The sequence below is a fragment of the Georgenia satyanarayanai genome, assembly GCF_023715365.1.
Taxonomy (GTDB): Bacteria; Actinomycetota; Actinomycetes; order Actinomycetales; family Actinomycetaceae; genus Oceanitalea; species Oceanitalea satyanarayanai_B.
This window is the reverse complement of the sequence record NZ_JAMBNZ010000007.1, coordinates 63,760-87,093: the sequence shown is the minus strand read 5'-3', so window position 1 is coordinate 87,093 and position 23,334 is coordinate 63,760. Positions and strand designations below refer to the sequence as shown.

The window sequence follows — 23,334 nt, the reverse complement described above, 5'->3', positions numbered from 1 at the left end:
AACACATGCACGCCGCGGCGCGCAGACACATGCACACGGCGGTGCTCGGCGCGAGATGCGGCCTGACACTCGTGTGCACGGTCATGGTGGTCCTCCCCAGCTCGCGGCGGACGCCGCGATCGTTCGGGCACGGCGTGCGTGCCCCCGACGTCTGCGACGCTACGCCAGGTGGGTTGAAGATCCAACCACGCGTCGGTGCCCGTCCCAGTCCGTGGACGCCTGGGCTCGACCGCCGGCGCTGCGTGGACTGCTCCCCGCAACGACGAACGGGGCCACTGGCGGTGACGGCAGTGGCCCCGTTCGGAGTGGGCGTCGGTCAGTCGACGTCCTCGTCGACCCAGTCGAAGGTCTTCGTCACGGCCTTCTTCCAGTTGCGGTAGAGGCGCTCGCGCTCGGCGTCGTCCATCGACGGCGTCCAGCGCTTGTCCTCGCCCCAGTTGTCGACGACGTCCTGCTCGCCCTCCCAGAAGCCGACGGCGATGCCGGCGGCGTAGGCGGCACCGAGGGCAGTGGTCTCGGTGACCTTGGGGCGGACGACGTCCACACCGAGGATGTCGGCCTGGAACTGCATGAGCTCCTCGTTGGCGACCATGCCGCCGTCGACCTTGAGCTCCTTGAGGTCGACGCCGGAGTCGGCGTTCATCGCGTCGACGACCTCGCGGGACTGGTAGGCGGTGGCCTCCAGGACGGCCCGCGCGATGTGGCCCTTGTTGACGTACCTGGTCAGGCCCACGAGCGCACCGCGGGCGTCCGAGCGCCAGTACGGGGCGAAGAGCCCGGAGAACGCCGGGACGAAGTACGCCCCGCCGTTGTCGTCCACCGACGCCGCGAGCTTCTCGATCTCCGGGGCGCTCTTGATGATCCCGAGGTTGTCACGCAGCCACTGCACGAGGGAACCGGTGACGGCGATCGAGCCCTCGAGGCAGTAGACCTGCGGCTGGTCACCGATCTTGTAGCCCACCGTCGTCAGCAGCCCGTTCTCGCTGTGGACGAGCTCGGTGCCGGTGTTGAGGAGGAGGAAGTTACCGGTGCCGTAGGTGTTCTTCGCACTGCCGACCTCGAAGGCCGCCTGCCCGAAGGTCGCGGCCTGCTGGTCGCCGAGGATGCCGGAGATCGGCACGCCCGGCACGAAGCCGCCCTCGCGGCCCTTGCCGTAGACCTCGGAGGAGGAGCGGATCTCCGGGAGCATCGACATCGGGATGCCCATGTCGGCCGCGATGTCCTCGTTCCACGTGAGGGAGTCGATGTTCATGAGCATCGTGCGCGAGGCGTTGGTGACGTCGGTGACGTGGACACCGCCGTCGGGCCCGCCGGTCATGTTCCACAGCACCCAGGAGTCGGTGGTGCCGAAGAGCAGCTCGCCGGCCTCCGCCTTCTCCCGCGCGCCGTCGACGTTGTCGAGGATCCACTTGACCTTCGGCCCGGCGAAGTACGTGGCGAGGGGCAGGCCCACGGTCCTCTTGTACTTCTCCGCGCCCTCGTCCCCGGCGAGCTCGTCGACGATCTTCTGGGTGCGGGTGTCCTGCCAGACGATCGCGTTGTAGACGGGCTTGCCCGTGCTCTTCTCCCACACGACGGTGGTCTCACGCTGGTTGGTGATGCCGACGGCGGCGAGGTTGCGGTGGGTGAGGTCACCTCGCGACAGCGCGAGGCTCACCACCTCACGGACGTTGCGCCAGATCTCGACGGCGTCGTGCTCCACCCAGCCGGCACGCGGGAAGATCTGCTCGTGCTCCAGCTGCCCGGTGGAGTGGATGGTGCCCGCGTGGTCGAAGACGATCGCGCGGGTGCTGGTCGTGCCCTGGTCGATGGCGAGGACGTAGTCAGCCATGTCGTTCCTTTCACGTCGCTGTGGACGGTTCGTTGGCCTTGAGCGGTCAGAGGAGCTGGACGGCGGCGAAGCCACCGAGGGCACCGCCGACGAGCGGGCCGAGGATGGGCACCCACGAGTAGCCCCAGTCGCTGCTGCCCTTGCCGCGGATCGGCAGGAGCGCGTGGGCGATGCGCGGTCCGAGGTCACGGGCGGGGTTGATGGCGTACCCGGTGGGGCCACCGAGGCTGTTACCGATCCCGACGACGAGCAGTGCCACGGCGAGCGGCCCCAGTCCCGAGGGGGTCTTGCCGAAGGCGACGATGACGAAGAGCAGGACGAAGGTGCCGACGACCTCGGTGACGAAGTTCGCGCCGTAGCTGCGGATCTCCGGACCGGTGGCGAAGACCGCGAGCTTGGTGGCCCCCGGCGCCTCCTCGTCGAAGTGCCGCTTGTACGAGAAGTACATGATCACGGCGCCCAGGACCGCCCCGATCATCTGGGCGAGGAAGTACACCAGCGCGTTGCCGAGCGTGTTGTCGATGGGCGCCAGGCCGAGCTCGTCGTTGCCGGCGAAGAAGGGCTGGTCACCGGCGAGCAGGCCGACCGTCACGGCCGGGTTGATGTGCGCGCCGGTGGAGTAGGCGACGTACACGCCGGCGAAGACCGCGAGCCCCCAGCCGAAGTTGATGAGCAGCCAGCCGCCGCCGTTGCCCTTGGTCTTGGGCAGGATCGCGTTGGCGACGACGCCGCAACCGAGCAGGGTCAGCATCGCCGTTCCCAGCAGCTCGGGTAGGAAGATCAGGGAGAAGTCCACGTTGTCCTCTCTTTCGCATGGAGTACCTGACGGCGCGGCGTTGCGGCGTCAGGGGTCTGGGGGGTCAGGCCAGGGGCACCATGGGCACGATGTCCTGGGCCTGCTGACGCGCACGCTCTCCGGCGTCGTCGTCGGGTGCCTCCGCCGCGGCCCGCTCCGCCTCGCAGCGCGCGGTGTAGGCGGCGATCTCCGCCTGCCGCCGCTCGTCGTCCCAGCCGAGGATCGGCGCGATGACGTCGACGATCTCCGGCACGGCGGCGAGGCCGCTGTCGCGCACCTCGTAGACGAGCCGGGTGCGGCGGACCATGATGTCCTCGAGGTGAAGGACGGCCTCGCGCTCGGCCGCGTAGGCGACCTCGGCGCGCAGGTAGGCGGGGGCGTGCTCGAGGGGACGGCCCAGGTCGGGCTGCTCCTCCACCATCGTCACGAGCTCCTCGAGCATGGAGCCGTAGCGGTGCAGGAGGTGGTCGACCATCGCGTGGGACCAGCCGAAGCGGGTGGCGTGCCGCTGGGCGCGCCGCCGCACGGCCTGCAGGCCGACGGCGCCGAGGAGAGGGATGCGGTCGGTGATCGAGGGCAGGCGCCTGGCCTCCTCCCCTAGGGCGAAGTCGACGGCGTCCTTGGCCATCACCCGGTAGGTGGTGAGCTTGCCCCCGGCGATGACGGTGAGGCCCGGGGTGGGGGAGGCGACGGTGTGCTCGCGGGAGACCTTCGCCGACGACGTGCCCTCCTTGGTCCCGGGCTGCAGCAGCGGACGCAGGCCCGCGTAGGTGCCGATGACGTCCTCACGGGTGAGGGGCGTCTTGAGGACGGCGTTGGCGTGCTCGATGACGTAGTCGATGTCCGCCTTGGTGGCGACGGGGTGGCGCAGGTCGTGCTCGTAGGGGGTGTCGGTCGTGCCGATGATCCAGTAGCGCGACCACGGGATGATGAACAGCACGCTCTTCTCGGTCTGGAGGATCAGGCCGACGTCCCCGCGGATCCGCTCGCGTGGTACGACGATGTGGATGCCCTTGGACGCGAGCACGTGCAGGCCGCCGTCGGTACCGGAGAGCGACTCGGTCTCCTCGGTCCACACGCCGGTGGCGTTGACGACGTGGCGAGCCCTGACGTCGAGGAGCTCGCCGGTCTCCAGGTCCTTGACCTGGGCGCCGGCCACCCGGCCGGAGGCGTCCTTGTGGAGGCCCACGACCTGCGTGCGGTTGGCGGCCAGCGCGCCGTAGGCGGCGGCGGTGCGCACGAGGGTGGTGACGAGCCTCGAGTCGTCGACGCTCGCGTCCCAGTACTGGACGGCGCCCACGGCGGCGTCGTGGCGCAGGTCGGGGAAGAGCTGCTCCATCCGCGAGCGGCTGCGGTGACGGTGGAGCGGCATCGCGCGCTTCCCGGGGGCGATGCCGGCGAGCGTGTCGTAGAGCGCGATACCGGCGCCGACGTAGGCGCGCTCCCAGACGCGGTGCTCGAGCGGGTAGAGGAAGGGCACGCGCTTCACCAGGTGCGGGGCGAGGTGCTTGATGAGGAGGTCGCGCTCGGTGAGGGCCTCGTGGACGAGGCTGAAGTCGAGCATCTGGAGGTAGCGCAGCCCGCCGTGAACGAGCTTGCTCGACCAGCTCGAGGTGCCCGAGGACCAGTCCTGGGCCTCGACGATGCCGGTCCGCAGGCCGCGCGTGGCGGCGTCCAGGGCGATGCCGGCGCCGGTCACCCCGCCGCCGATGACGAGCACGTCCAGCGGTTCGTCCCCGCTCATCTCGGCCAGGGCCGAGAGCCGTGTGTCCGCGGTCAAGGTGCTCGATGCCACAGGGGGTCCCTTCGATCGTGCGTCGGCGTTCCCGTCATGGTCCACGGCCCGGGGGAGGCCCGCAAGCGAGCCTTCGACTGGTTGTGCCGTACGCCACTCTAGGCCCTCCCGGGCGGCGTCTCGATGAGTTTCGTGCGGCTCCTCAGGCGTGGGCGGTGACGACGGGCGGCTCGTAGCGCCCCACCGTGAGGCGCCGCATGAGCCACTCGAGGGGTCCGCGTCCCACGAAGCGCATCCACAGGGTGCACACGACAAGGGTGACGACGACGAACCACCCGAGGACGGCGTTGGACTCGGTGAACCAGACGACGTCGTTGCCGAGGATCGCGATCGCGACGATGTGGACGGAGTAGGCCGAGAGCGCCATCGCGCCGGTCGCAGCCAGCGGCTGGAGGACCAGGCGCGCCACCTTCGCCACGGGCGGCAGGGTGGTGACGGCGAGGAGGACGGCGAGGACGGCGAGGGTGACACCGGCATTGCCGAGGAGCTCGAGGGTGGCGTCGGAGTGCGGGTCGGAGCGGACGAGCTGGGCGGTGAGCTCGGAGTGCGGGACGACGGTCTGCTGCAGGTAGGAGCCCCCGCCGTAGCCGACGACCGCGAGACCGACGCCGGTGACGCCCAGGAACCCCTGGACCGTGGGGGAGCGCAGGTCCAGCCGGCCCACGCACAGACCGAGGAGCATGTAGGCGATCCACACGAGCGCCGGGTAGTAGCCGGTGAGGACGAGGCCGAGGAGGTAGTTCGCCTCGAGTGCCGTCTCGACCGGCGCGGTCCCGTCCGCGCCGGCGGACAGGAGCAGCGCGAGCAGCGTCGGGCCGACGACGGCCGCGACGGCGGCGAGCACCCCCACCAGCCAGGGCCGCAGCCCGATGAAGGGCGCGACGAGGAGGAAGGTCACCGCGTAGGACGGCAGGATCACCGCCACCGGCGTGCCGAGCAGCTCGAGGAGCAGGCCGATGACGAGGACGACCCCGGCGCGCGTGGCGATGCGCAGCCAGCCGTGGGCGAGGGCCGGGCCACGCGGCACCGTGCGCCCGCCGGTGAACAGGGCGATCGACACCCCGGCAAGGATCGCGAACATCGCCGACGGCCGTCCGTCCGCGACGACGAACCACGACGGCGAGTGCAGGCCGTCGGGTCCCGAGTGGCCCAGGTGGGCGACGAACATCCCGACGACGGCCAGCCCGCGGGCGATGTCGACCCCGACGATCCGTTGGTTCACGCGCCCAGCGTAGGGCGCCCGCCCCCGTCACCGCCCCCGCCCATCTCCCGCCGACAGCGGAGTGGTGACGGAACGCCCGGCCCACCTCCCGCCGACAGCCGGACTGCGCCCCGTCGCCGGCCTGCTCCCCCAGGCGGAGGGGGCCTCCGCGTAGGGCGCCCGCGTCTGCGTCGCACGTCTCCGTCATCGGTCGCCAGTCCCCGCACCTCCGGGGGAGTGGAAAGGGCGACGCATCCGTGGGCACACGGTCACTGACCACCTCGGGCGGGTGGCCGGTCGGTGACCCAGTGGCGCGCGCCGGCCCGGTACCGTTGGCCCATGCGCATCGCACGGTTCACCACGGGCGACAGCCCCCGCTACGGCATCCTCGAGGACGGCTCCACCGACCTGGTGGTGCTCAAGGGGGACCCGCTGTTCATGCCGGTCGCCACCACCGGTGAGCGCGTCGCGCTCGACGACGTGCGCCTCCTCTCGCCCGTCATCCCGCGCTCCAAGGTCGTCGGTGTGGGCCGTAACTACGCCGAGCACGCCGCGGAGATGGGCAACGAGGTCCCCGAGGAGCCGATCCTCTTCCTCAAGCCCAACACCTCCGTCACCGGTCCGGACGACCCGATCGTCGTCCCCGGCTACGCGCAGGAGGTGGACCACGAGGCCGAGCTCGCCGTCGTCATCTCGCGCATGGCCAAGAACGTGAGCGCGGACCAGGCGCTGGACTACGTCTTCGGGTACACCGTCGCCAACGACGTCACCGCCCGCGCCGCGCAGCGCGGGGACGCGACGTGGACGCGCGGCAAGGCCTTCGACACCTCCTGCCCCACCGGCCCCTTCCTCGCGATGGACCTCGACGTCTCCGACGTCGCGGTGCGCGCGTGGGTGGACGGGGAGCTGCGCCAGGACGGGCGCACCTCCCAGATGGTGCGCGGCGTCCCCGAGCTCATCGCCTACGTCTCGACGATCTTCACCCTGCTCCCCGGCGACATCATCCTCACCGGCACGCCGGCCGGCGTCAGCCCGGTGCGCCCGGGGCAGCGCGTGGAGGTCGAGGTCGAGGGCATCGGTCGTTTCGGCAACAACGTCGTCAAGCGGTAGCGGTGGACGACGACGACAGCGCGTGCGTCTTCTGCCGGATCGTCGCGGGTGGCGAGCCCGCAGAGACGGTGCTGGAGACGGCGGACGTCGTGGCCTTCCTCGACGTGCGCCCCGTCTTCAAGGGCCACGTCCTCGTCGTCCCGCGCGCGCACGTCGTCACGCTGCCGGACCTGCCCGACGAGCTGGTGGGGCCGTTCTTCGCGCAGGTGCGGGCGGTGGCCGCGGTGGTGCCCGGGGCGCTCGGCGCCCAGGGCACCTTCGTCGCGATGAACAACGTCGTCAGCCAGAGCGTCGCGCACCTGCACGCCCACGTCGTCCCGCGGACGAAGGGCGACGGCCTGCGCGGCTTCTTCTGGCCGCGGGCCCGCTACGCCGCGGGCGAGGCGGCCGAGTACGCCGCGCGGCTGCGCGCGGCGCTGGAGGCCGGGTAGCTGCTCACGAGGCGCCGTCGCACTCTCTCCGAGCTCCTTCGTCGGTCCTGCGCGGCTGTGCCGAGAGGACCGCCGAGCGGCATCCTCCGGCGGGCGTCACCGGGGCGGGGGTCAGTGCAGCGCGGCGTCCGCGTCGGTGCGGCGGTAACCGGTGAACCGCACCGTGAGGCCCTCGTGCGTCGGGGCGGCGCAGTACAGCCCGGCCGTGACGTCGGCGCCCGGGTCGAGGTGTGCGACGCGCACGAGCCGGAAGGGCTCCTCGTCGGCCCGGGCGCGGACCGTCACCGCGTCCCCGGCCCGGCTCGCGCGAACGGTCACGCGCCGGCCGACCCACTCGGGCACCGGTGCCACCGACCAGTCGGACACGCCGTGGGTGACGACGGCGCCCACCTGCGCGGCGCCGTCGGACACCTCGACGCCGGCCTTGACCCACTCCTCCGACGAGACGCGGAGGAACAGGCCCGCCTGGTCGAACTCGCCGTCGTAGTCGAGGAGGAAGTCCACCTCCACCGCCCCGGTGGCGGGCAGGGGCTCGAGCAGCGCGTGCTCGGTGTCGTGGACGAAGCCGTAGGCGGTGTGCCGCCACGCGTCGCTGCCCTCGGCGGCGGTCACGTGCAGCTCGTGGCCGATGACGGCGGCCGAGACAGGCGGCGTCGTCCAGGTCCCGCGGGTCAGGAGGTCGGCAAGGCTCATGGCGGCACCGTAGCGCCCGTCCGGAGCGCGGCCGGGCGCGGTCTCAGGCGCCGATCTGGGGGCGCAGCTCGCGCTCGTAGTAGAAGGCCCGGCCGCCGGGGCGCGCCTCACCGCTGACGAAGCCGTGGCGCTCGTAGAAACGTTGGGCATCGACGTCCGGCTCGTCGACGTTGATCTCCACCAGCGACACGCCCTGGTCGCGCGCGTCGGTGAGCAGCCGCTCGATGATCGCCGTCCCGATGCCCTGCCCGCGCCGCTCGGGCACGACGTAGAGCTCGTCGAGGAGCAGCACTGGCCCCGCGTACCAGACGTTCGGCCGCGAGGTGAGGAGCGCGACGCCCACCGCAGGGTCTCCGGCGAGCAGCGCCGTCGTCCGGCCGGCGGGGAGCAGCTGCCCGAGTCGCGCGGTGAGGACGGCGACGCCGGGGGAGTGGCTGTCGTACTCGACGTTGAAGTCGTGCAGGAGCCGCGCCACCACCGGCGCGTCGGGCGGCTGCGCCCATCGGACGTCCATGGGGCCACGGTACGGAGAAATCCGTGCGGCGACGAGATCCCGCCACAAAGGGGAAGGAAGCCGCGGTGCGACAAGGGTGAGGTCCTGATCTTTGGCATGACGACCGGGCTGAGGGTGGCCTTTGTGGCGGGATCCGGCTCTCGGCGAGGGGGCGCGACACTCCTGTCGCCGAGAGCTGAGCTGTTACCGGCCGCCCGCGACGGGCGCCCCGCTGCCCGGGGCGGCGGCGGTGGTGCGCGGGAAGAGGTGCGCGAGGACGTCGGCGAGCGTCGCGACGGCGCCGCCGTGCTCGCCGGTCCGGACGACCGCAAGGTGGGTGGACGTCTCCCGCATCCGGGTGAGCGCCTCGTGCAGCGGCATGCTCGCCCCGAGCTCGAGGACGGGCTTGACGAGCGGGGCGACGGGCGCGTCGTCGTCGAGCAGGAGCGTGTCGCGCACGTGGACCACGCCGGTGGGAGCGAGCCCACCCCGGGGGCACACGAGGATCCGCAGGTGGCCGCTCTCCTGGGCCACGCGCCGCACGTCCCCGGCCGTCGCCGTCTCCGGCACGGTCACCGGCGCGGGGTGGCCGGCCACGAGGTCGGCCACGGTGAGGCGTCGCAGGTCCAGCGCCCCGGACAGCTGCGCGGAGTAGGCCACCTCCAGCGCCCCCACGCTCGCGGAGTGCTCGACGAGGTGGCGCAGGTCGTCCGGGTTCTGGCCGGCACCGACCGACTCGACCGGCTCGACGCCGACCTTGCGCAGGCACCAGTTCGCCGCCCGGTTGAGCGCGAGGAGGAGCGGCCGGATCGGCACCATGAAGGCCCGCATCGGCAGCGCGAGCATCGTCGCCGACCGCTCCGGGTGGGCGATGGCCCAGGACTTCGGTGCCATCTCCCCGACGACGAGGTGGAGGAAGGTGACGATGACGAGCGCGAGCACGAAACCCACGACGTCGGCCACCCAGTAGGGCGCCCCGAGGTCGCTGACGGCCGGGGTGATCCAGTGGTGGACGGCCGGCTTGGTGATGGCGCCGAGCGCGAGCGTGCACACGGTGATGCCGAGCTGGGAGCCGGCGAGCAGGACGGTGAGCTCGGTGGAGCTGCGCAGCGCTGCGCGGGCGGCGCGGCTGCCGGCCGCGACGTCCTCGAGGCGGTGGCGCTTGGCGGCGAGGAGCGCGAACTCCACGGCGACGAAGAAAGCGCTGAGCGCGATGATGACGACGGTCGCGGTCGCGACGACCCAGGGGTTGCTCATCGGCCGGTCTCCTCGTCGTCGTTGGCGGGGCGGTCGGCGAGGGTGACGCGCACGAGCGAGGGCACGTGCCGCTCGACGTCCAGCACCTCCACGTGCAGCTGCTTGTCCGGTGGCGGCTCGGGCAGGGCGAGGTTCGCCGGGTCCGGCGGGAGGTCGACGACGACGGCGGTGCCGACGCCGGGCAGCGAGCCGTGGACCTCGATGGCGAGACCGGCGACGGTCTCGTAGTCCCCGCGGGGCAGGTCGTGGTCGATGGCGCGCTCCACCTCGTCGATGTGGACGTCACCGGCCATGGTCCAGGTGCCGTCCTCCTGCGGGGTGAGCGCCGGCGTCTCGGGGGCGTCGTGCTCGTCGGTGATCTCGCCGACGATCTCCTCGGCGACGTCCTCGAGGGTGAGGACGCCGGTGAAGCTGCCGTACTCGTCGACGACGCAAGCCATCGCGTTGCGGCTGGCCGACAGCTCGCGCAGCGCGTCCGGCAGCGCCATCGCGGTGGGCAGGACGAGCGCGGGACGCTGCAGCTCGGCGGCCGTCGCGTCGTCGGGCACCGTGCCGGTGAGGAGGTCGACGAGGTGGACCACGCCGACGACGTCGTCCTCCTCGTCCAGCACCGGGTAGCGGGAGTGGCCGGTCGCCATGAGCGCGCGGATCTCCGCGACGGTCCGGTCGGCGCGGACGGCACCGACGCGGGCGCGGGGGATCATCGCGTGCTCGACGTCCTGGCGGGGGAAGTCGAGGATGCGGTCGAGGAGCACCGAGAGGTCGGCCGGGAGGTCACCGCTGGCGCGGGAGTCGGCGACGATGTGCTCGAGGTCGCGGGCCGTGGCGGAGTGCTCGACGTCGTGGACCGGCTCGATGCGTAGGACGCGCAGCAGGGCGTTGGACGCGGCGTCGAAGACCGTGATGAGCCAGCCGAAGGCGGCGAGGTAGAGGTTCGTCGAGCGGGCCAGCCACAGGGCGACGGGCTCAGGCTTGGCGATGGCGAGGTTCTTGGGGAAGAGCTCGCCGAAGAGCATCTGGATGATGGTCGAGAGCAGCAACGCGAGGACGGTGCCGACGGCGATGCCCACGCCGGTGGGGACGCCGACCCCGCCGAGCGCCTCACCCAGCGCCTGGCCGACGAGCGGCTCGGCGACGTAGCCGACGAGCAACCCGGTCACGGTGATGCCGAGCTGGGCGCCGGAGAGCATGAAGGAGGTGCGGCGGGTGACCTTGAGGGCACGTTGCGCGCCCTCGTCACCGGACTCCGCGCGGGCGGCGAGCCGCGAGCGGTCGACCGCCATGTAGGCGAACTCCTGGGCCACGAAGTAGCCCGTCACCGCGGTGATGGCGAGGATGACGACGATCCCCAGCAGGAGGGAGAGCACCCAGATCATCGGCTGCACTTCCTGGCGGTGCGGATGGTCTGGGTGCTGGTACTACAGGATTCGTCCATGGTCCTTCGGAGGCTGGGGTCAGGTAGGCGCCATGCTATGTGGGCACGCCGCCGGCGGCGCACCGGTGGTCCGCGGAGCTCCCGCGGGATCAGCAGGCGCCCTGGACCAGCACGGTGGCGTAGGGGCCGAGGACGAGGAGGACGGCGGCCGTGACGGTCGACAGGTAGCCGGCGACGGCGGCGGTGGCGAGCCGGGACGGCGGTGTCGCGGCGGCGGCCAGTCGCCCGATCCGGGAGTGGACGTGGCTGGTGCCCGCGTGCAGGGCAGCGCCGACCGGAGCGGGACCGGGCCGGTGCAGCGCGAGCAGCGCCCCTGCCAGGGCGCGCCGGTCGTGCGAGCGCAGAGCGGCGTCGTCGGCCGCCATCTCGGCGTAGGCGGCGACGGCCTGGGGCGCGGCCCGCACGAGCGGGACGACGCCGAGCACGCTGCGCAGCCCGCGCAGCATCCCGAGCACGAGGTGGTGGCGTCCGCGCAGGTGGGCGCCCTCGTGGGCGAGGACGGCACCGAGCTGCTCGTCGTCCAGGGCCTCCACGGTCCCGCGTGAGAGCACGACGCCCGCGCGGGGCAGGGTGTAGGCGGTGGGCTCACCGGAGGGCAGCAGCCACACGGGTGTCCCGCGGACGACGCCGCGCTCGGCTGTGGCGCTGAGCAGCGCCACGTGCGTCGTCCCCTCGCGGCGCAGCCGGACCGCCGCCAGTGCGAGCGCGCCAAGGAGCCCCGTCCCGAGCAGGGCGGCGCCGAGGATCGGCGCGGCGGGCGGAAGGCTCACGGACATCGCCGGCATGCCGAAGGGGTTGGTGGCCGCCAGGCAGCGACGGCACACCGCGCCCGCCGTCCCGGGCAGGGCCGGACCGGTGGCCAGCCAGCCGAGCAGCGGACCCAGCGCCAGCAGGCCGAGGACCCATACCGTCACCCCGCCGGTCCAGGCTGCGATCCCGGCCCGGGGGCGGCGCGTCAGGGTCGGTGCGAGCCGGGTGAGCGCGCGCGGGCCCGCCACGGCGCCCGCGCCGAGGAGCGCGGCGAGTCCGACGACGACGAGCACACCGGTCATGTGGTGGCTCCGTCGTCGGTGAGGAGGCTGCGGAGCACGGCGACGTCGTCCTCAGACATCGACCCGAGGAAGTGGAGGAGGGAGCTGTGCCGGTCGCCGCTGGTGGCCAGCGTCTGGGTCATGAGCCCGGCGGTGTACTCGCTGCGTCCCAGGAGCGGGCGGTAGGCCCAGCTGCGGCCGACGGCGATCTTCTCGGCGAGGCCCTTACGGGTGAGGTTGGTGAGGACGGTCGCGATCGTCGTGTAGGCGAGGGGTTGGCCGGTGCGCTCCAGGACGTCACGGGTGGACAGGTCGTCGGGGCACTCCCAGAGGATCTCCATCACGTGGCGCTCGAGCGGACCGAGGCTGGGCACGCCGTCAGGCACGGGCCGCTCCCACCGGGAGGAGCGGGTCGGGAGGCGAGCAGCGCATCTGGCGACTATAGGCGATAGTAGCTACTATTCGGCGTAGTACTCAGGCGCGAGGCGCCCCTCCTCCACCAGGCAAGGTTTTGATGTCTTCCTCCACCGGGCGCCGCGCGCCCTGGCTCGTCCCCGTGCTCATCGTCGTGGTGGCCGCCCTCCTCGTGGCCGCCTCCGTCCTCGTCTCCGGCCGGGGGCGGGACACGGCGGACGACGCCGGCGCCGGTGCCACGCCGGCCGCCGACGTCGTCATGCCCGAGGAACCCCCGCAGCTGGACCTGGCCCGCCGTGAGACCGGCGACCCGCTCGCTACCGGGCCCGTCGACGCACCGGTGAGCCTGGTCGTCTACTCCGACTACCAGTGCCAGTTCTGCGCCGCCTGGTCCGCGGACACCTCTGCGCGGATGCTCGAGTACGCCGCGGCAGGGGACCTGCGGATCGAGTTCCGGGACATCGCGATCTTCGGCGAGGAGTCCGAGCGGGCGGCGCGGGCCGCCTACGCCGCCGGGCTGCAGGGCCGCTACCTCGACTACCAGGCCACCCTCTTCCCCGAGGGGACCAACCTCCCGCCACGCGGACTGCGGGACCCCGAGCTCGTCGCCAAGGCCGAGGAGCTGGGCCTGGACGTGGACCGGTTCACGGCCGACCTGGGCTCTGCGGAGGTGGCGGCCGCCGTGCAGCGCAACGTCGACGAGGCCGCGGCCATCGGTGCGTTCTCCACCCCCGCGTTCCTCCTCGACGGCCGACCGCTCATCGGCGCCCAGCCCACCGAGGTCTTCGTCGGCGCGGTCGAGCAGGCACTGGCCGAGGCGCGCTGAGGGCATGGAGGTCTCCCTCGCCGCCGCCTTCCTCGGGGGTGCGCTCGCCCTCCTGAGCCCCTGCGGCGCGCTCCTCCTGCCGGCCTTCTTCGCCGCCACGGTCGGCAGCCGGTTGCGGCTGCTGCTCCACGGCGGGCTGTTCTTCCTCGGCCTGTGCCTCACGCTCGTCCCGCTGGGCCTGGGCGCCTCGCTCGTCGGCTCCCTGCTCACCACGCACCGTGAGCTCGTCATCACGGGTGCCGGGTGGCTCATCATCGTGTTCGGTGCGGCTCAGGTCCTCGGCCTCGGCTTCGACGTCTCGCGTCTCCTCCCAGGGGCCCGGAGCGTGCAGTCCACCGCGCCGCGCAACGGCGCCGCGGCGCGTTCGCTGCTGCTCGGCACCGTCTCCGGGGTGGCCGGCTTCTGCTCCGGCCCCATCCTCGGCGCCGTCCTCACCATGGCCGCCACCGAGCCCTCGCAGCTGCTGGCCGGGGTGATGCTCGCCGTCTACGGCGCGGGCATGGTCGTGCCGCTCGTCCTCATCGCGGCCCTGTGGTCGCGCCTGGGGACCGCCGGCCGGGCCCGCCTGCGCGGCCGCGCCTGGCAGGTGGGCTCGGTGCAGCTGCACAGCACCTCGGTGGTGACGGGCCTGCTGCTCGTCGTCGTCGGCGTGGTGTTCCTGCGCACCAACGGGATGGCGAGCCTGCCCCAGCTCGTGCCCGCCCAGCTGCTCGGGCGGCTGCAGTCCGCGGTCCTGTCCGTCGGCGCGGCCGTGCCCGAGCCGCTCCTCATCGTCGTCTCCGCGCTGGCGGCGCTGGGTGCGTGGGCGTGGTGGCGACGGCGGTCCGACGTCGGCCCCCTCGCCGGCGACGACGGTCCCACCGGCGCCGACCTCTTCCAGCGCAGCGGTCTGGCCACCTTCGACCTCGACGGCGGTCGCGCGCCGTCCGTCGGCACGGGCGGGGAGGAGCGACCATGACGCGGCGCTGGGCAGCAGCCGCCGCCGTCGTGGCTGTCGGGCTCCTGGCGGCGTGCAGCGAGGAGGAGCCGGCCGTCGAGCCGCAGCCCGTCCCGCTCGAGGGGCGGGCGCCGGTGTCGACGTCCGTCGAGGAGGGGTCGCTGCCGCTCGCCCTGAGCGGCCAGCCGGTGCTCGACCCCGGGTGGAGCCAGGTCCCGCAGGAGCTCGACGGCGTGCTCCTCGGTCTCGTGCACCCGCAGGACTCCGAGCCGCTGCGCTTCGTGGCCGCGGGCGAGGACGGGACGCTGCTGTGGCAGGCGCAGCGTCCGCCGTCGTGCACGGGCTTCACCCTCACCCGCGCCGAGGGGCGGCCCGTCGCCGTCCTCACCGACGTGGCGCCGGGCACCGAGCAGCTGACGGAGACCACCGCCAGCGCCTACGACCTGCGCACCGGGAATCTCCTGTGGGGACCGCAGCCGGTGCCCGGCCCGCACCAGGGGCCCGGACTCGTCTTCGCCGCCCCGGCGCCCGGTGCCGCCATGGGCGAGACCGGTCCCCGCGTGGCCCTCGACCCCGCGACGGGGGAGGAGGTCGCGCTGGAGGAGGGCGCCGTCGTCGTCGGGGAGTACGCGGGCGTCGTGCTCACGGCGGGGGACGGCGTGCTCTCGGCCAGTGGCCCGGAGACCGCGTGGCAGGCCGGTCTCGACGAGCTCGGTCTGGGCGCCTCCCCGGTGGCGCTGCCGGGCGTCGCGGCCCCGGCGGGGACGGCGCTCCTCGGTGACCCGGGGCAGGGCGGCGTGCTGCTCGACCTCGCGAGCGGCGAGGTCCTCGCCCACGGTGTCGGGGACGCCGTCCGCGAGCCGCTGTCCGGCACGCTCGTGACCCTCGAGGGGGACCGCGTGGTCGGCTACCCCCAGGGCGGCGCGCGTTGGGAGCGGCCGGCGCCTGGCGCGCGGCTCTCGGCGGCGGGCAACGTCTTCGCCTACCTGCGCACGGACACCGCGGTGCAGGCGCTCAACGTCGTCACCGGGGAGGTCGCAGTCGCCTACGACGAGGCGACGACGTCCCCCGCGGTCCCCGTCCTCGTCACCGGGCGGGGCGCCACGGTGGTCGAGGGCGCGGACCTCGCCCTCGTCCCGACGAGCGACTAGGAGAGCACGTCCTTGGTGGTGAAGCGGCCGTAGGCGAGGGCGCCGAAGACGGCGACGTAGCCGAGCTGGAGCAGCGCGTTGTCGGCGAAGGAGCCCCAGTCGACCGGCTGGCGCAGGAGGTCGGCGAAGCCGAGCCAGTGCTCGCTCAGCAGCCACGGGTGCAGCCAGGCGAGCTGATCGAGAGAGCCGAGCACCTGGACGACGATCGCGAGCACGGCCGTCGCCGCCATCGCCCCGACCGGCACGACGGTGAGCGTGGAGAGGAACAGGCCCACGGCCGCGAGCCCGAGCAGGGAGACGGTGACGTACAGGGCGACGAGCAGCGCGCGCACGAGCGCCTCCCAGGCACCGATCGTGTCCCCGGACAGGAGCGTCACCGGACCGACCGGGAAGAGCAGCGCGCCGATGATCGAGCCCGCGACGACGATGCTCAGCGTCGCCGCGAGGCAGAAGGCCGCTGCCCCGGCGAACTTCACGAGCAGCAGCCGCCCGCGCTGGACCGGCGCGAGGAGCAGGTAGCGCAGGGTGCCGAGGCTCGCCTCGCCGGCCACGGTGTCCCCGGCAACCACGCCCACGGTGAGGGGCAGGAACAGCGGGATCGTCACGACGAGCCCGGTGATCGAGACGAACAGGCCGTTCTGGGTGACACGGTCGAGGAAGGGCGGGCCCTGCCCCGGAGCGGGCGGGTCGGAGGCGACGCGCACGACGACGGCGATGAGCACCGGGATCGCGGCGAGCGCGAGGAGCATCGCCCAGGTGCGGCGCCGCCCGAGCACGAGCCGGAGCTCGGAGGCGAGCAGGGAGCGGCCGCTGCCGCGGGTCTGCGGCTCGGCGGGTGCGGTGTCACTGGGCAACGTCGAAGCCCTCCCCCGTCAGCGCGACGAAGCGGTCCTCGAGGGTGTCCTGCTCGACCTCGAAGCCCCGCAGGCGGACCTCGGCCGCCACGAGCGCGGCGGCAAGGGTCTCGAGGGGCGGCGCACCCGCGGGCAGCGCGGCGCGGACGGTGGCGGTGCCGTCAGCGCGCGCGACGCCGTCGTCGTCCTCGACGGCGAGGCCGAGCCGGGCCAGCTCGGCGCGGGCCGGGGCGGGGTCGGGGGTGAGGACGCGCAGGCGGCTGCGGCCCAGGCCGCGCAGCTCGTCGAGACTGCCCTGGGCGACGAGGCGCCCGGTGCGCATGACGGCGGCGTGCGTGCAGATCTGCTCGATCTCGGCGAGGAGGTGGCTGGAGACGACGACGGTCGTGCCGCCGTCGGCGAGCGAACGGACGAGGCTGCGGACCTCGCGGGTGCCCTGCGGGTCCAGACCGTTGGTCGGCTCGTCGAGGACGAGGAGGTCGCGCGGGCGCAACAGGGCGGCGGCGATCCCCAGGCGCTGCTTCATCCCCAGGGAGTAGGCGCGCACCCGCTTGTCCCCGGCGTGGCTGAGCCCGACCCGCTCCAGGGCGCGGGCCACCCGCTCGGAGCGCGTGCCGGAGGAGGCGTGACGGTCCGCGGCGTCCAGCCGGCGCAGGTTCGCCTCCCCGGAGAGGAACGGGTAGGCGGCCGGGCCCTCGACGAGCGCGCCGACGCGCGGCAGCACCGCCCCCAGGGCCCCGGGCATCTCGTGGCCGAGGACCTGGACGGTGCCGGCGCTCGCGGCCGCGAGGCCGAGGACGATCCGGATCGTCGTCGTCTTGCCCGAGCCGTTGGGCCCGAGGAAGCCGAAGACGCTGCCGCGCGGCACGGCGAGGTCGAGGTCGTCGACGGCGAGCTGGCGCCCGAAGCGCTTGGTGAGGCCGTGCGTCTCGACGGCGAGCTCGCTCACCGGCCCGCGAGGTCCAGCAGGTGGGCGGGGGTGACGGCGCCGGCGAGGACCCGGCCATCGTCGGTGAGCAGGACCGACACGAGTGCGGTGGACAGGAGCCGGCCGCCGTCGACCCGCTCGGTGAGCTCATCGAGCATGGGGTCCTCGGGCACCTCGACGTCCGGCACGACGACGACGGCGCCCCAGCCCTTGCCGAGCACCTCACCGGGCGGGGTGGCGCCGGTGGCATGGTCCGGGGCGGCGTGCGTGCCGGCGTCGGCGGGCAGCTCGAGGACCTCCTCCTCGAGGGTCGCGCCCGCGGGGGCGGTGAAGTCGAAGAGGCCGGGGTCCGGCTCGGCGAAGGTGATGCCGGTGTACTGCGCCCGAAGGGCCGGCTCGGCCTGCCCGCGGGCGGTGACGGTGACACCGAGCGGGAAGCCGGTCTCGCCGTCGACGGCGATCGTCACGCCGCCCACGAGCGTCTCCTCCGCGCGGGGCGTGAGGGTGAGGGTGTAGGCGTCCCGGCCGGCGACGCGCTCGTGCTGGCCGACGCTGAGCTCGGTGCTCGGCTCGAGCGCCTCGACGGCGCTCGCGGCGAGCTCCTCCGGCGTGGGCAGCGTGCCGGTGGGCTCGGGACGCTCGCCCTCGTGGCCCTCGGGCAAGACGAGGTGGGTGGCCGCGTCGGCCTCGGAGTCGTAGAACCACACGTCGTGCGCGGTGACGACGACGTTGCGCTCGGCGAGCCCGTCGGTGTGCTGGAACCGGGCGCCCTGCTCGCCGACGAAGACCCGCCCGGTGTTGTCCCCGGTAAGGAGCTCGAGCGCCGACAGGACCTCCTGCGCGTCCTCGCCGCCCTCCGGCGCCGCGGCGCCGGCGGCGTCCTCCATCCCCGGGCCGCCCGGACCGAGGTCGATGGCCGAGGGGACCGGCAGGCCGAGGTCCGCGCTCGTCTCGAACGCGCCCGAGTAGGCACGCACGTCCTGCTCGAGGAGCAGGGTGAGGACGTCCTGCGGCGACTTGTCCGGAAGGTCGACCGCGCCCGCCTGCGACGTGATCGTCACGGTGCCGGCGATGAGCGCGACGACGGCGCCGGCGGGAAGCCAGCGCTTCCAGGTGCTGCGAGCCATGGGGATCTCCTCGGGAGTTGCTGCCTGTCTCGACGGTACGCCTGCCCACCGACACCGGCGAGGTCTGCACGTGGAGGTCCCGTGAACACCGGGACGGAGCGGCCCACCAACGCCGAGCGCCGGATTCCTCCGCTGAGGAATCCGGCTCTCGGCGTAGGGGTGAGGCACCCGCGAAGGGGGGAGGAATCCGGCTCTCGGCCAGGGGTGAGGCACCCGCGAAGGGGGGAGGCACATACGCCGAGCGCCGGATTCCTCCGGCAGCGCGGCCCGTCAGCCTCTCATTCCGCCGGCGCGAGGAGGGCGGTGACGTCGGGGACGCGCCAGGCGCGGAGCAGACCCGGGTGCAGCACGAGCAGGTCGCTACCCGACTCGGCCACGACCGGAGCGGTTCCGCTGGACGTCGAGACGGGAAGCGGCACCCACGACCACTCCCGGGCGTCCGCCGACAGCCACAGCACCGGACCGACGTACGTCTCCGTCCGCACCGTCCCGCCGGCCGCGTACCCGTCGGCCAGTGGGACCACCGCCCCCCGGTGCAGCCCCTCACCCAGCGCGTGGACACCGCTGAAGGTCGACAGGTCCGCTGAGGTCCACGAGCGCGAAGCCGCGCCGTCGCTGCCGAAGACCATGACGCCGTCGTCGTCGCTGACGCAGCTGTCGAGCCGGGACCCCGCGATCGCGTCCGCCAGCACCGACGGTGCCCACGCGTCATCGGCCCACCGCCAGGCGGTGGCGCGTGCGTGCCCCTCGGCGTCGTCCATGGACCCCACTGCGACGGGACCGAGGGGCGACTCGCAGATGGCGTGGACGACGGAGCCCTGGCCGTCGGGAAAGGAGAGCTCGCCGTCCTGGCGCGTCCACTCCTTGCCGTCGGGCGAGGCCCACATCTCGGCGCGTCGGACGAGGGTGCCGGCGGGCTCGTGGTCGGCCCGGAGGGCGAGGAGCCAGCCGTCCTCCGTGGCGGCCAGCGCGGTCGGGACCTGGCCCGGGGCCGCGTCGATCGTGCGGCCTCGCTCCCAGACGCCGTCGTCGTTCCGGCTCCAGGTCGCCGTGACGAAGCGGTCGCCCGACCAGTGGCTGGTCACGAGCGTCGAGCGACCCGTGCGTGCGTCGGTCACGACGATGGGTCTGGACTCCTCAGGGAGGTCCTCCGGGCCCCACGCGGACGGGACGAGGCCCTCGGTGGGGGAGAAGGTCAGCAGCGTGCTCCTCGAGACGACCCGCCACGTGTCCGGCTCCTCGATGTGCGCGGTGGTGCTCGCCGCGACACCGAGCCGGTCCCCGAGGTCGGCAAAGGCGAGGCCGTCCGGCTCGGTCGCGTAGGAGACGAGCTGTGTCTCCTTCCGATCGGCGGTGGTCTCGACGTCGACGATGACCTCGGCTGCCGAGCCGCCGTTGACGCTGCTCAGCAGCGCGATGCGGTCACCCAGCTGCATGGGCAGCGCCCACGGGTCGAAGCCGAGCGACGGGCTGTACAGGACACCGCCCCAGGAACCGGCGGCGTCACGCCGGGCGACGCCGACCCGGAGCGACGCCTCGTTGAGCATCGCGGCTGCGACGGTGGCGCCCTCCGGGTCGTAGGTGGGCTCGGTGAACCACACGTCGGCGCGCTCGCTCGCCCACCGGTCGGGGTCCCACTCCCACAGCGAGACGATGTCGTCGACGGCCCACGAGCGGCCGTCCGCCGACGACCACGACGCCGGCTTCGTGTACCCGGCGGTGCGCACCGACCCGGTGGCGACGAAGGTGTCGCCCGCGGCGACGACGCCGCTGATCCCGAAGGTGTCCGGGCCCATCTCGACCGTGTCGAAGGACGCCCCGTGGTCCTCGGACACGTGGGCCCGCGGCGCCGTGACGTCGCCTCCCGGGCCGACCGCCGTGATCGCCAGGACGCGGTCGCCGACGGCGGACAGGCCCGACACGGCGAGCGCCTCACCGTCCGTGGGGGCCGGCAGGATGGTGATGGCGGTGTCTCCGGTGGCAGTGTCGAGGACGACGACGCGGGGCACGTGTCCCGTCGCGCCGGCACCGAGGAGGTAGACGCGTCCGTCGCTCACGGCGACGTGTGAGGCAGCGAGGGCGGTGACCTCCTCGTCGAGGTCGACCGCCTCCCACGTGGTGCGGTCGGTGGAGGTGAGGAGGAAGGTCCGCAGCATGCCGTCGACGGCGGAGCTCCCGGCGATCGCGGTGAGGGCAGCGTCCGAGCCGACCCGGGCAGTGCCGACGTCGCCCGGGACCGGGACCTCGGCCTGCTCCGTGAGCGCGTCGACGCCGCTGGCCTCCCAGATGCTGACGTTCGCCTCGTCGGCCCGGCCGTGGGCGACGGTCGTGACGGCCAGCCGCGGCCGGTCGCCGGACTGGGGGACGGTCGACCACTGGCCGACCCGCCTCGAGGTGCTGACCAGCGACTCCGGCAACGCGACCTCCTCGAAGGTGATCCGTTCCTCGAGGGAGGGCTCACGCTCCTCGTCGCCGCTGCTGCAGCCCGTAAGCAGGAGCGCCGCGGCCGCTACGGCGGCACCGGCCCGGACACGCGTCGTCGCTGTCATGGATCCCCCGATCTCTTCCCGCGGAGCATCCCATCGCTGACCTGCGTCTCGCGGGGTACGGGACGGACCTGTGGATAACCGAAGGGAGGGGGCAGGCGCCCGGCGGCGGGAAAGATCCTGTTGTCGGCGACAGGGACGTTGCCCCACACGGCGGGAGAGCCCCGCACATGCCGAGAGCCGGATCCCTCCGGGGGAGGAATCCGGCTCTCGGCGTTGGGGGGTACTGGGTGGGGCTGAGCTATGCGCCGATGGTGCTGCGGGCGGCGGCGCGCAGGATCGTGCTGAGCTCGCGGGCGGTGAGCACGCCGTCGGCGACGTGCGGGCGCAGGACGTCACCGACGTGGCGGACGAAGGCGCCACGGGTGGCGTAGTCACCGTCCTCGTCGACGAGGTCGCTGAGGCAGCCGCCCTCGGTCTCGGCGTTGGCCACCCCGGTGTCGAAGCCGTCGATGACGACGGTCGCGCGGGTGTCGGTGCACTCGCCCGGCTCCGGCTCCTCCGCCTCGACCACGGTGAAGCTCACCGTGCCCTCGGCGGTGTTGCCGGCGACGTCGGTGGCCCGGTAGTCGACCGTGTGCGCGCCCGGCTCGGTCACCACGAGAGGCTCGGCGTAGGTGGTGAAGTCACCACCGTCGAGGGCGTACTCGACGATGTCGACCCCGGAGCCGCCGTCCTCGTCGGTCGCGGTGATGCTGACGGCCGCGGAGCCGATGTAGGCGCCGTCCTCATCCTGCTCGCCAGTCACCGTGGCGGAGACCTCGGGGGCCGTCTCGTCCGGCTCGGGCTCGACGACCTCGTCCACCACGGTGAGGCTCACACTGCCCTCGGCGGTGTTGCCGGCCGCGTCCGTGGCGCGGTAGTCGACCGTGTGTGCACCGGGCTCGGTCACGACGACCGGCTCGGTGTAGGCGGTGTACGCAGCGCCGTCGAGCGAGTACTCGACGCTCGCGACGCCGGAGCCACCCTCCTCGTCGGTGGCGGTGATCAGCACGGTGGCGAAGCCGACGTAGGCGCCGTCCTCGTCCTGCTCACCGGTGACCTCGACGGTCAGCTCGGGGGCGGTGACGTCGGGCTCGGGCTCGACGTCGGCCTCGACGACCGTGAAGCTCACGCTGCCCTCGCCCACGTTCCCGGCGAGGTCGCTCGCCCGGTAGTCGACCGTGTGCGCCCCGGGCTCGGTGACGGTGACGGGCGAGTGGTAGTGCGTGAACGCAGCACCGTCGAGGGAGTACTCGACCATCCCGAGGCCGGACCCGCCCTCCTCGTCGGCAGCGGCGATCGTCACGGTGGCCGCGCCGACGTAGGCGCCGTCCTCGTCCTGCTCGCCGGTGACGCCGGCCGTCACCTCGGGCGCGGTGGTGTCCGGCTCGGGCTCGACGACCTCGTCGGCCACGGTGAAGCTCACGCTGCCCTCTGCGGTGTTGCCGGCGACGTCGGTGGCCCGGTAGTCCACGGTGTGCGCACCCGGCTCGCTCACCACGAGGGGTGCGGTGTAGGCGGCGTACTCCCCGCCGTCGAGCGAGTACTCGACGGTGTCGACGCCGGAGCCGCCCTCCTCGTCGGCGGCGTTGAGGGTGACCGTCGCGGACCCGACGTACGCGCCGTCGTCGTCCTGCTCACCGGTCACCTCGGCGGTGACGGTGGGGGCGGTCGTGTCCGGCTCGGGCTCGACGTCGGGCTCGACGACCGTGAAGCTCACCGACCCCTCGGCGGTGTTGCCGGCGACGTCGGTGGCCCGGTAGTCCACCGTGTGCGCACCCGGCTCGCTCACCTGGAGCGGCGCGGAGTACGGGGCGTAGGCACCGCCGTCGAGGCTGTACTCGACGGTGTCGACGCCGGAGCCGCCGTCCTCGTCGGTGGCGTCGAGGGTGACCGTCGCGGACCCGACGTACGCGCCGTCGTCGTCCTGCTCGCCGGTGACGTCGGCCGTCACCGTCGGTGCGGTCGTGTCCGGGTCCGGCTCCCCACCGTCACCGGTGACGACGAGCTCGCCCCACATGGGGCCGTGGCCGGGGATCGCGCAGAAGAAGCGGTAGGTGCCGGGCGTGAGGGTGACCTCGACCTCGTAGTAGCCGCCCTTCGCGTCGAAGGGGTTGGCGACGATGTTGAGGTCGACGTCGTGGTTGTAGCCCGGGGTCGAGGTGTCGAAGGTGAGGGTGTGGGGCATGCCGGTCGTGTTCCCGGTGGCCCGGCTGTTCTCGAAGATGATCGTCGCCGTCCCGGCGACGGCGGTCTTGGGTTGGGTGAGGTACGCGGTGACGCTGTTGCCGGCGGTCCAGGTGAGCGTCTGGTCAGCGGCCCCGGCGGTCGTGGGGACGAGGGTGAGCCCGGTCAGCGCGGCGAGGAGCGCGACGACGAGCCGGCGGAGGGTGCTCTGGCGCTGCGTCCTGGGGCGGGGTGGGGAGGCGAGCTGGGACATGGGGTGGTTGAACCTTCCGGGTGTGCTGCGAGGGGTGGACCGGTGCGGCGGGACGT

At 73.3% G+C, this 23,334-nt stretch carries 20 protein-coding genes; 5 read left to right on the top strand and 15 right to left on the bottom strand.

The features are described 5' to 3' along the window. Nucleotides 1–316: 316 nt before the first annotated feature. The 4 genes from glpK to M3148_RS18325 all read right to left on the bottom strand — a co-directional run bounded on the left by glpK (nucleotide 317) and on the right by M3148_RS18325 (nucleotide 5,644). Nucleotides 317–1,831 (bottom strand): glycerol kinase GlpK, encoded by a 1,515-nt coding sequence (glpK, locus tag M3148_RS10360; RefSeq protein ID WP_251304619.1) that lies wholly within the window; start codon nucleotides 1,829–1,831, stop codon nucleotides 317–319. Nucleotides 1,832–1,877: 46 nt separating this feature from the next. Continuing rightward, on the bottom strand, nucleotides 1,878–2,627 hold the full coding sequence (locus M3148_RS10355; protein ID WP_308203237.1) for an MIP/aquaporin family protein: 750 nt from the start codon (nucleotides 2,625–2,627) through the stop codon (nucleotides 1,878–1,880). A 64-nt stretch (nucleotides 2,628–2,691) separates the two neighbouring features. Next, a complete protein-coding gene (locus M3148_RS10350) occupies nucleotides 2,692–4,422 on the bottom strand; it encodes an FAD-dependent oxidoreductase (protein ID WP_440136920.1) in 1,731 nt (576 codons plus the stop codon). Nucleotides 4,423–4,564: 142 nt separating this feature from the next. Further along, complete coding sequence (locus M3148_RS18325; RefSeq protein ID WP_251304618.1) at nucleotides 4,565–5,644, bottom strand: DUF418 domain-containing protein; 1,080 nt, start codon at nucleotides 5,642–5,644, stop codon at nucleotides 4,565–4,567. A 318-nt stretch (nucleotides 5,645–5,962) separates the two neighbouring features. On the opposite strand from M3148_RS18325, the gene M3148_RS10340 reads away from it, so the two are divergent. Together M3148_RS10340 and M3148_RS10335 are read left to right on the top strand one after the other, a co-directional pair. Continuing rightward, nucleotides 5,963–6,733, top strand: coding sequence for a fumarylacetoacetate hydrolase family protein (locus tag M3148_RS10340; protein ID WP_251304617.1), 771 nt, complete (start codon nucleotides 5,963–5,965; stop codon nucleotides 6,731–6,733). Nucleotides 6,734–6,735: 2 nt separating this feature from the next. Beyond that, nucleotides 6,736–7,164 (top strand): HIT family protein, encoded by a 429-nt coding sequence (locus tag M3148_RS10335; RefSeq protein WP_251304616.1) that lies wholly within the window; start codon nucleotides 6,736–6,738, stop codon nucleotides 7,162–7,164. Nucleotides 7,165–7,275: 111 nt separating this feature from the next. Here the strand turns inward: M3148_RS10335 and M3148_RS10330 are convergent, their stop codons facing one another. From M3148_RS10330 to M3148_RS10305, 6 genes are all read right to left on the bottom strand, one after another. Further along, entirely contained in the window at nucleotides 7,276–7,857 is a 582-nt protein-coding gene (locus M3148_RS10330) for a DUF1349 domain-containing protein (RefSeq protein ID WP_251304615.1), read from the bottom strand. 43 nt (nucleotides 7,858–7,900) lie between these two features. Beyond that, nucleotides 7,901–8,371 (bottom strand): GNAT family N-acetyltransferase, encoded by a 471-nt coding sequence (locus M3148_RS10325; RefSeq protein WP_251304614.1) that lies wholly within the window; start codon nucleotides 8,369–8,371, stop codon nucleotides 7,901–7,903. A 183-nt stretch (nucleotides 8,372–8,554) separates the two neighbouring features. Continuing rightward, nucleotides 8,555–9,607 carry a CNNM domain-containing protein gene (locus M3148_RS10320; RefSeq protein ID WP_251304613.1) on the bottom strand — a complete coding sequence of 351 codons (1,053 nt, stop codon included), beginning with the start codon at nucleotides 9,605–9,607 and terminating at the stop codon, nucleotides 8,555–8,557. Continuing rightward, nucleotides 9,604–10,983, bottom strand: a complete 1,380-nt coding sequence (locus tag M3148_RS10315) for a hemolysin family protein (protein ID WP_251304612.1) — start codon at nucleotides 10,981–10,983, stop codon at nucleotides 9,604–9,606. The genes M3148_RS10320 and M3148_RS10315 overlap by 4 nt, the downstream gene beginning before the upstream one ends. Nucleotides 10,984–11,131: 148 nt before the next feature. Then, on the bottom strand, nucleotides 11,132–12,094 hold the full coding sequence (locus tag M3148_RS10310) for a M56 family metallopeptidase (protein ID WP_251304611.1): 963 nt from the start codon (nucleotides 12,092–12,094) through the stop codon (nucleotides 11,132–11,134). After that, a complete protein-coding gene (locus M3148_RS10305) occupies nucleotides 12,091–12,459 on the bottom strand; it encodes a BlaI/MecI/CopY family transcriptional regulator (RefSeq protein ID WP_251304610.1) in 369 nt (122 codons plus the stop codon). The genes M3148_RS10310 and M3148_RS10305 overlap by 4 nt, the downstream gene beginning before the upstream one ends. A 128-nt stretch (nucleotides 12,460–12,587) precedes the next feature. Here M3148_RS10305 and M3148_RS10300 point away from each other — a divergent pair, with 128 nt between their 5' ends. Genes M3148_RS10300 through M3148_RS10290 form a run of 3 tightly spaced genes read left to right on the top strand, consistent with a single transcriptional unit; the run spans nucleotide 12,588 to nucleotide 15,401 of the window. Continuing rightward, a complete protein-coding gene (locus M3148_RS10300) occupies nucleotides 12,588–13,313 on the top strand; it encodes a DsbA family protein (protein ID WP_251304609.1) in 726 nt (241 codons plus the stop codon). A 4-nt stretch (nucleotides 13,314–13,317) separates the two neighbouring features. Continuing rightward, on the top strand, nucleotides 13,318–14,271 hold the full coding sequence (locus M3148_RS10295; protein ID WP_251304608.1) for a cytochrome c biogenesis CcdA family protein: 954 nt from the start codon (nucleotides 13,318–13,320) through the stop codon (nucleotides 14,269–14,271). Then, nucleotides 14,268–15,401, top strand: coding sequence for a PQQ-like beta-propeller repeat protein (locus M3148_RS10290; RefSeq protein ID WP_251304607.1), 1,134 nt, complete (start codon nucleotides 14,268–14,270; stop codon nucleotides 15,399–15,401). The genes M3148_RS10295 and M3148_RS10290 overlap by 4 nt, the downstream gene beginning before the upstream one ends. On the opposite strand, the gene M3148_RS10285 is transcribed toward M3148_RS10290, so the two are convergent. The 5 genes from M3148_RS10285 to M3148_RS10265 all read right to left on the bottom strand — a co-directional run bounded on the left by M3148_RS10285 (nucleotide 15,398) and on the right by M3148_RS10265 (nucleotide 23,278). Continuing rightward, nucleotides 15,398–16,255, bottom strand: a complete 858-nt coding sequence (locus tag M3148_RS10285) for an ABC transporter permease (protein ID WP_251304606.1) — start codon at nucleotides 16,253–16,255, stop codon at nucleotides 15,398–15,400. The two genes, M3148_RS10290 and M3148_RS10285, sit on opposite strands and share 4 nt — an antisense overlap. Beyond that, nucleotides 16,245–17,204, bottom strand: a complete 960-nt coding sequence (locus M3148_RS10280) for an ABC transporter ATP-binding protein (protein ID WP_251304605.1) — start codon at nucleotides 17,202–17,204, stop codon at nucleotides 16,245–16,247. The genes M3148_RS10285 and M3148_RS10280 overlap by 11 nt, the downstream gene beginning before the upstream one ends. Continuing rightward, nucleotides 17,201–18,310, bottom strand: coding sequence for a LolA family protein (locus M3148_RS10275; RefSeq protein ID WP_251304604.1), 1,110 nt, complete (start codon nucleotides 18,308–18,310; stop codon nucleotides 17,201–17,203). Before M3148_RS10275 ends, M3148_RS10280 begins: the two co-directional genes overlap by 4 nt. A gap of 278 nt (nucleotides 18,311–18,588) precedes the next feature. After that, nucleotides 18,589–20,859: a hypothetical protein gene (locus M3148_RS10270; RefSeq protein WP_251304603.1), complete on the bottom strand. Its 2,271-nt coding sequence runs from the start codon at nucleotides 20,857–20,859 to the stop codon at nucleotides 18,589–18,591. A 238-nt stretch (nucleotides 20,860–21,097) separates the two neighbouring features. Further along, nucleotides 21,098–23,278, bottom strand: a complete 2,181-nt coding sequence (locus M3148_RS10265; RefSeq protein WP_251304602.1) for an OmpL47-type beta-barrel domain-containing protein — start codon at nucleotides 23,276–23,278, stop codon at nucleotides 21,098–21,100. Nucleotides 23,279–23,334: the final 56 nt, after the last annotated feature.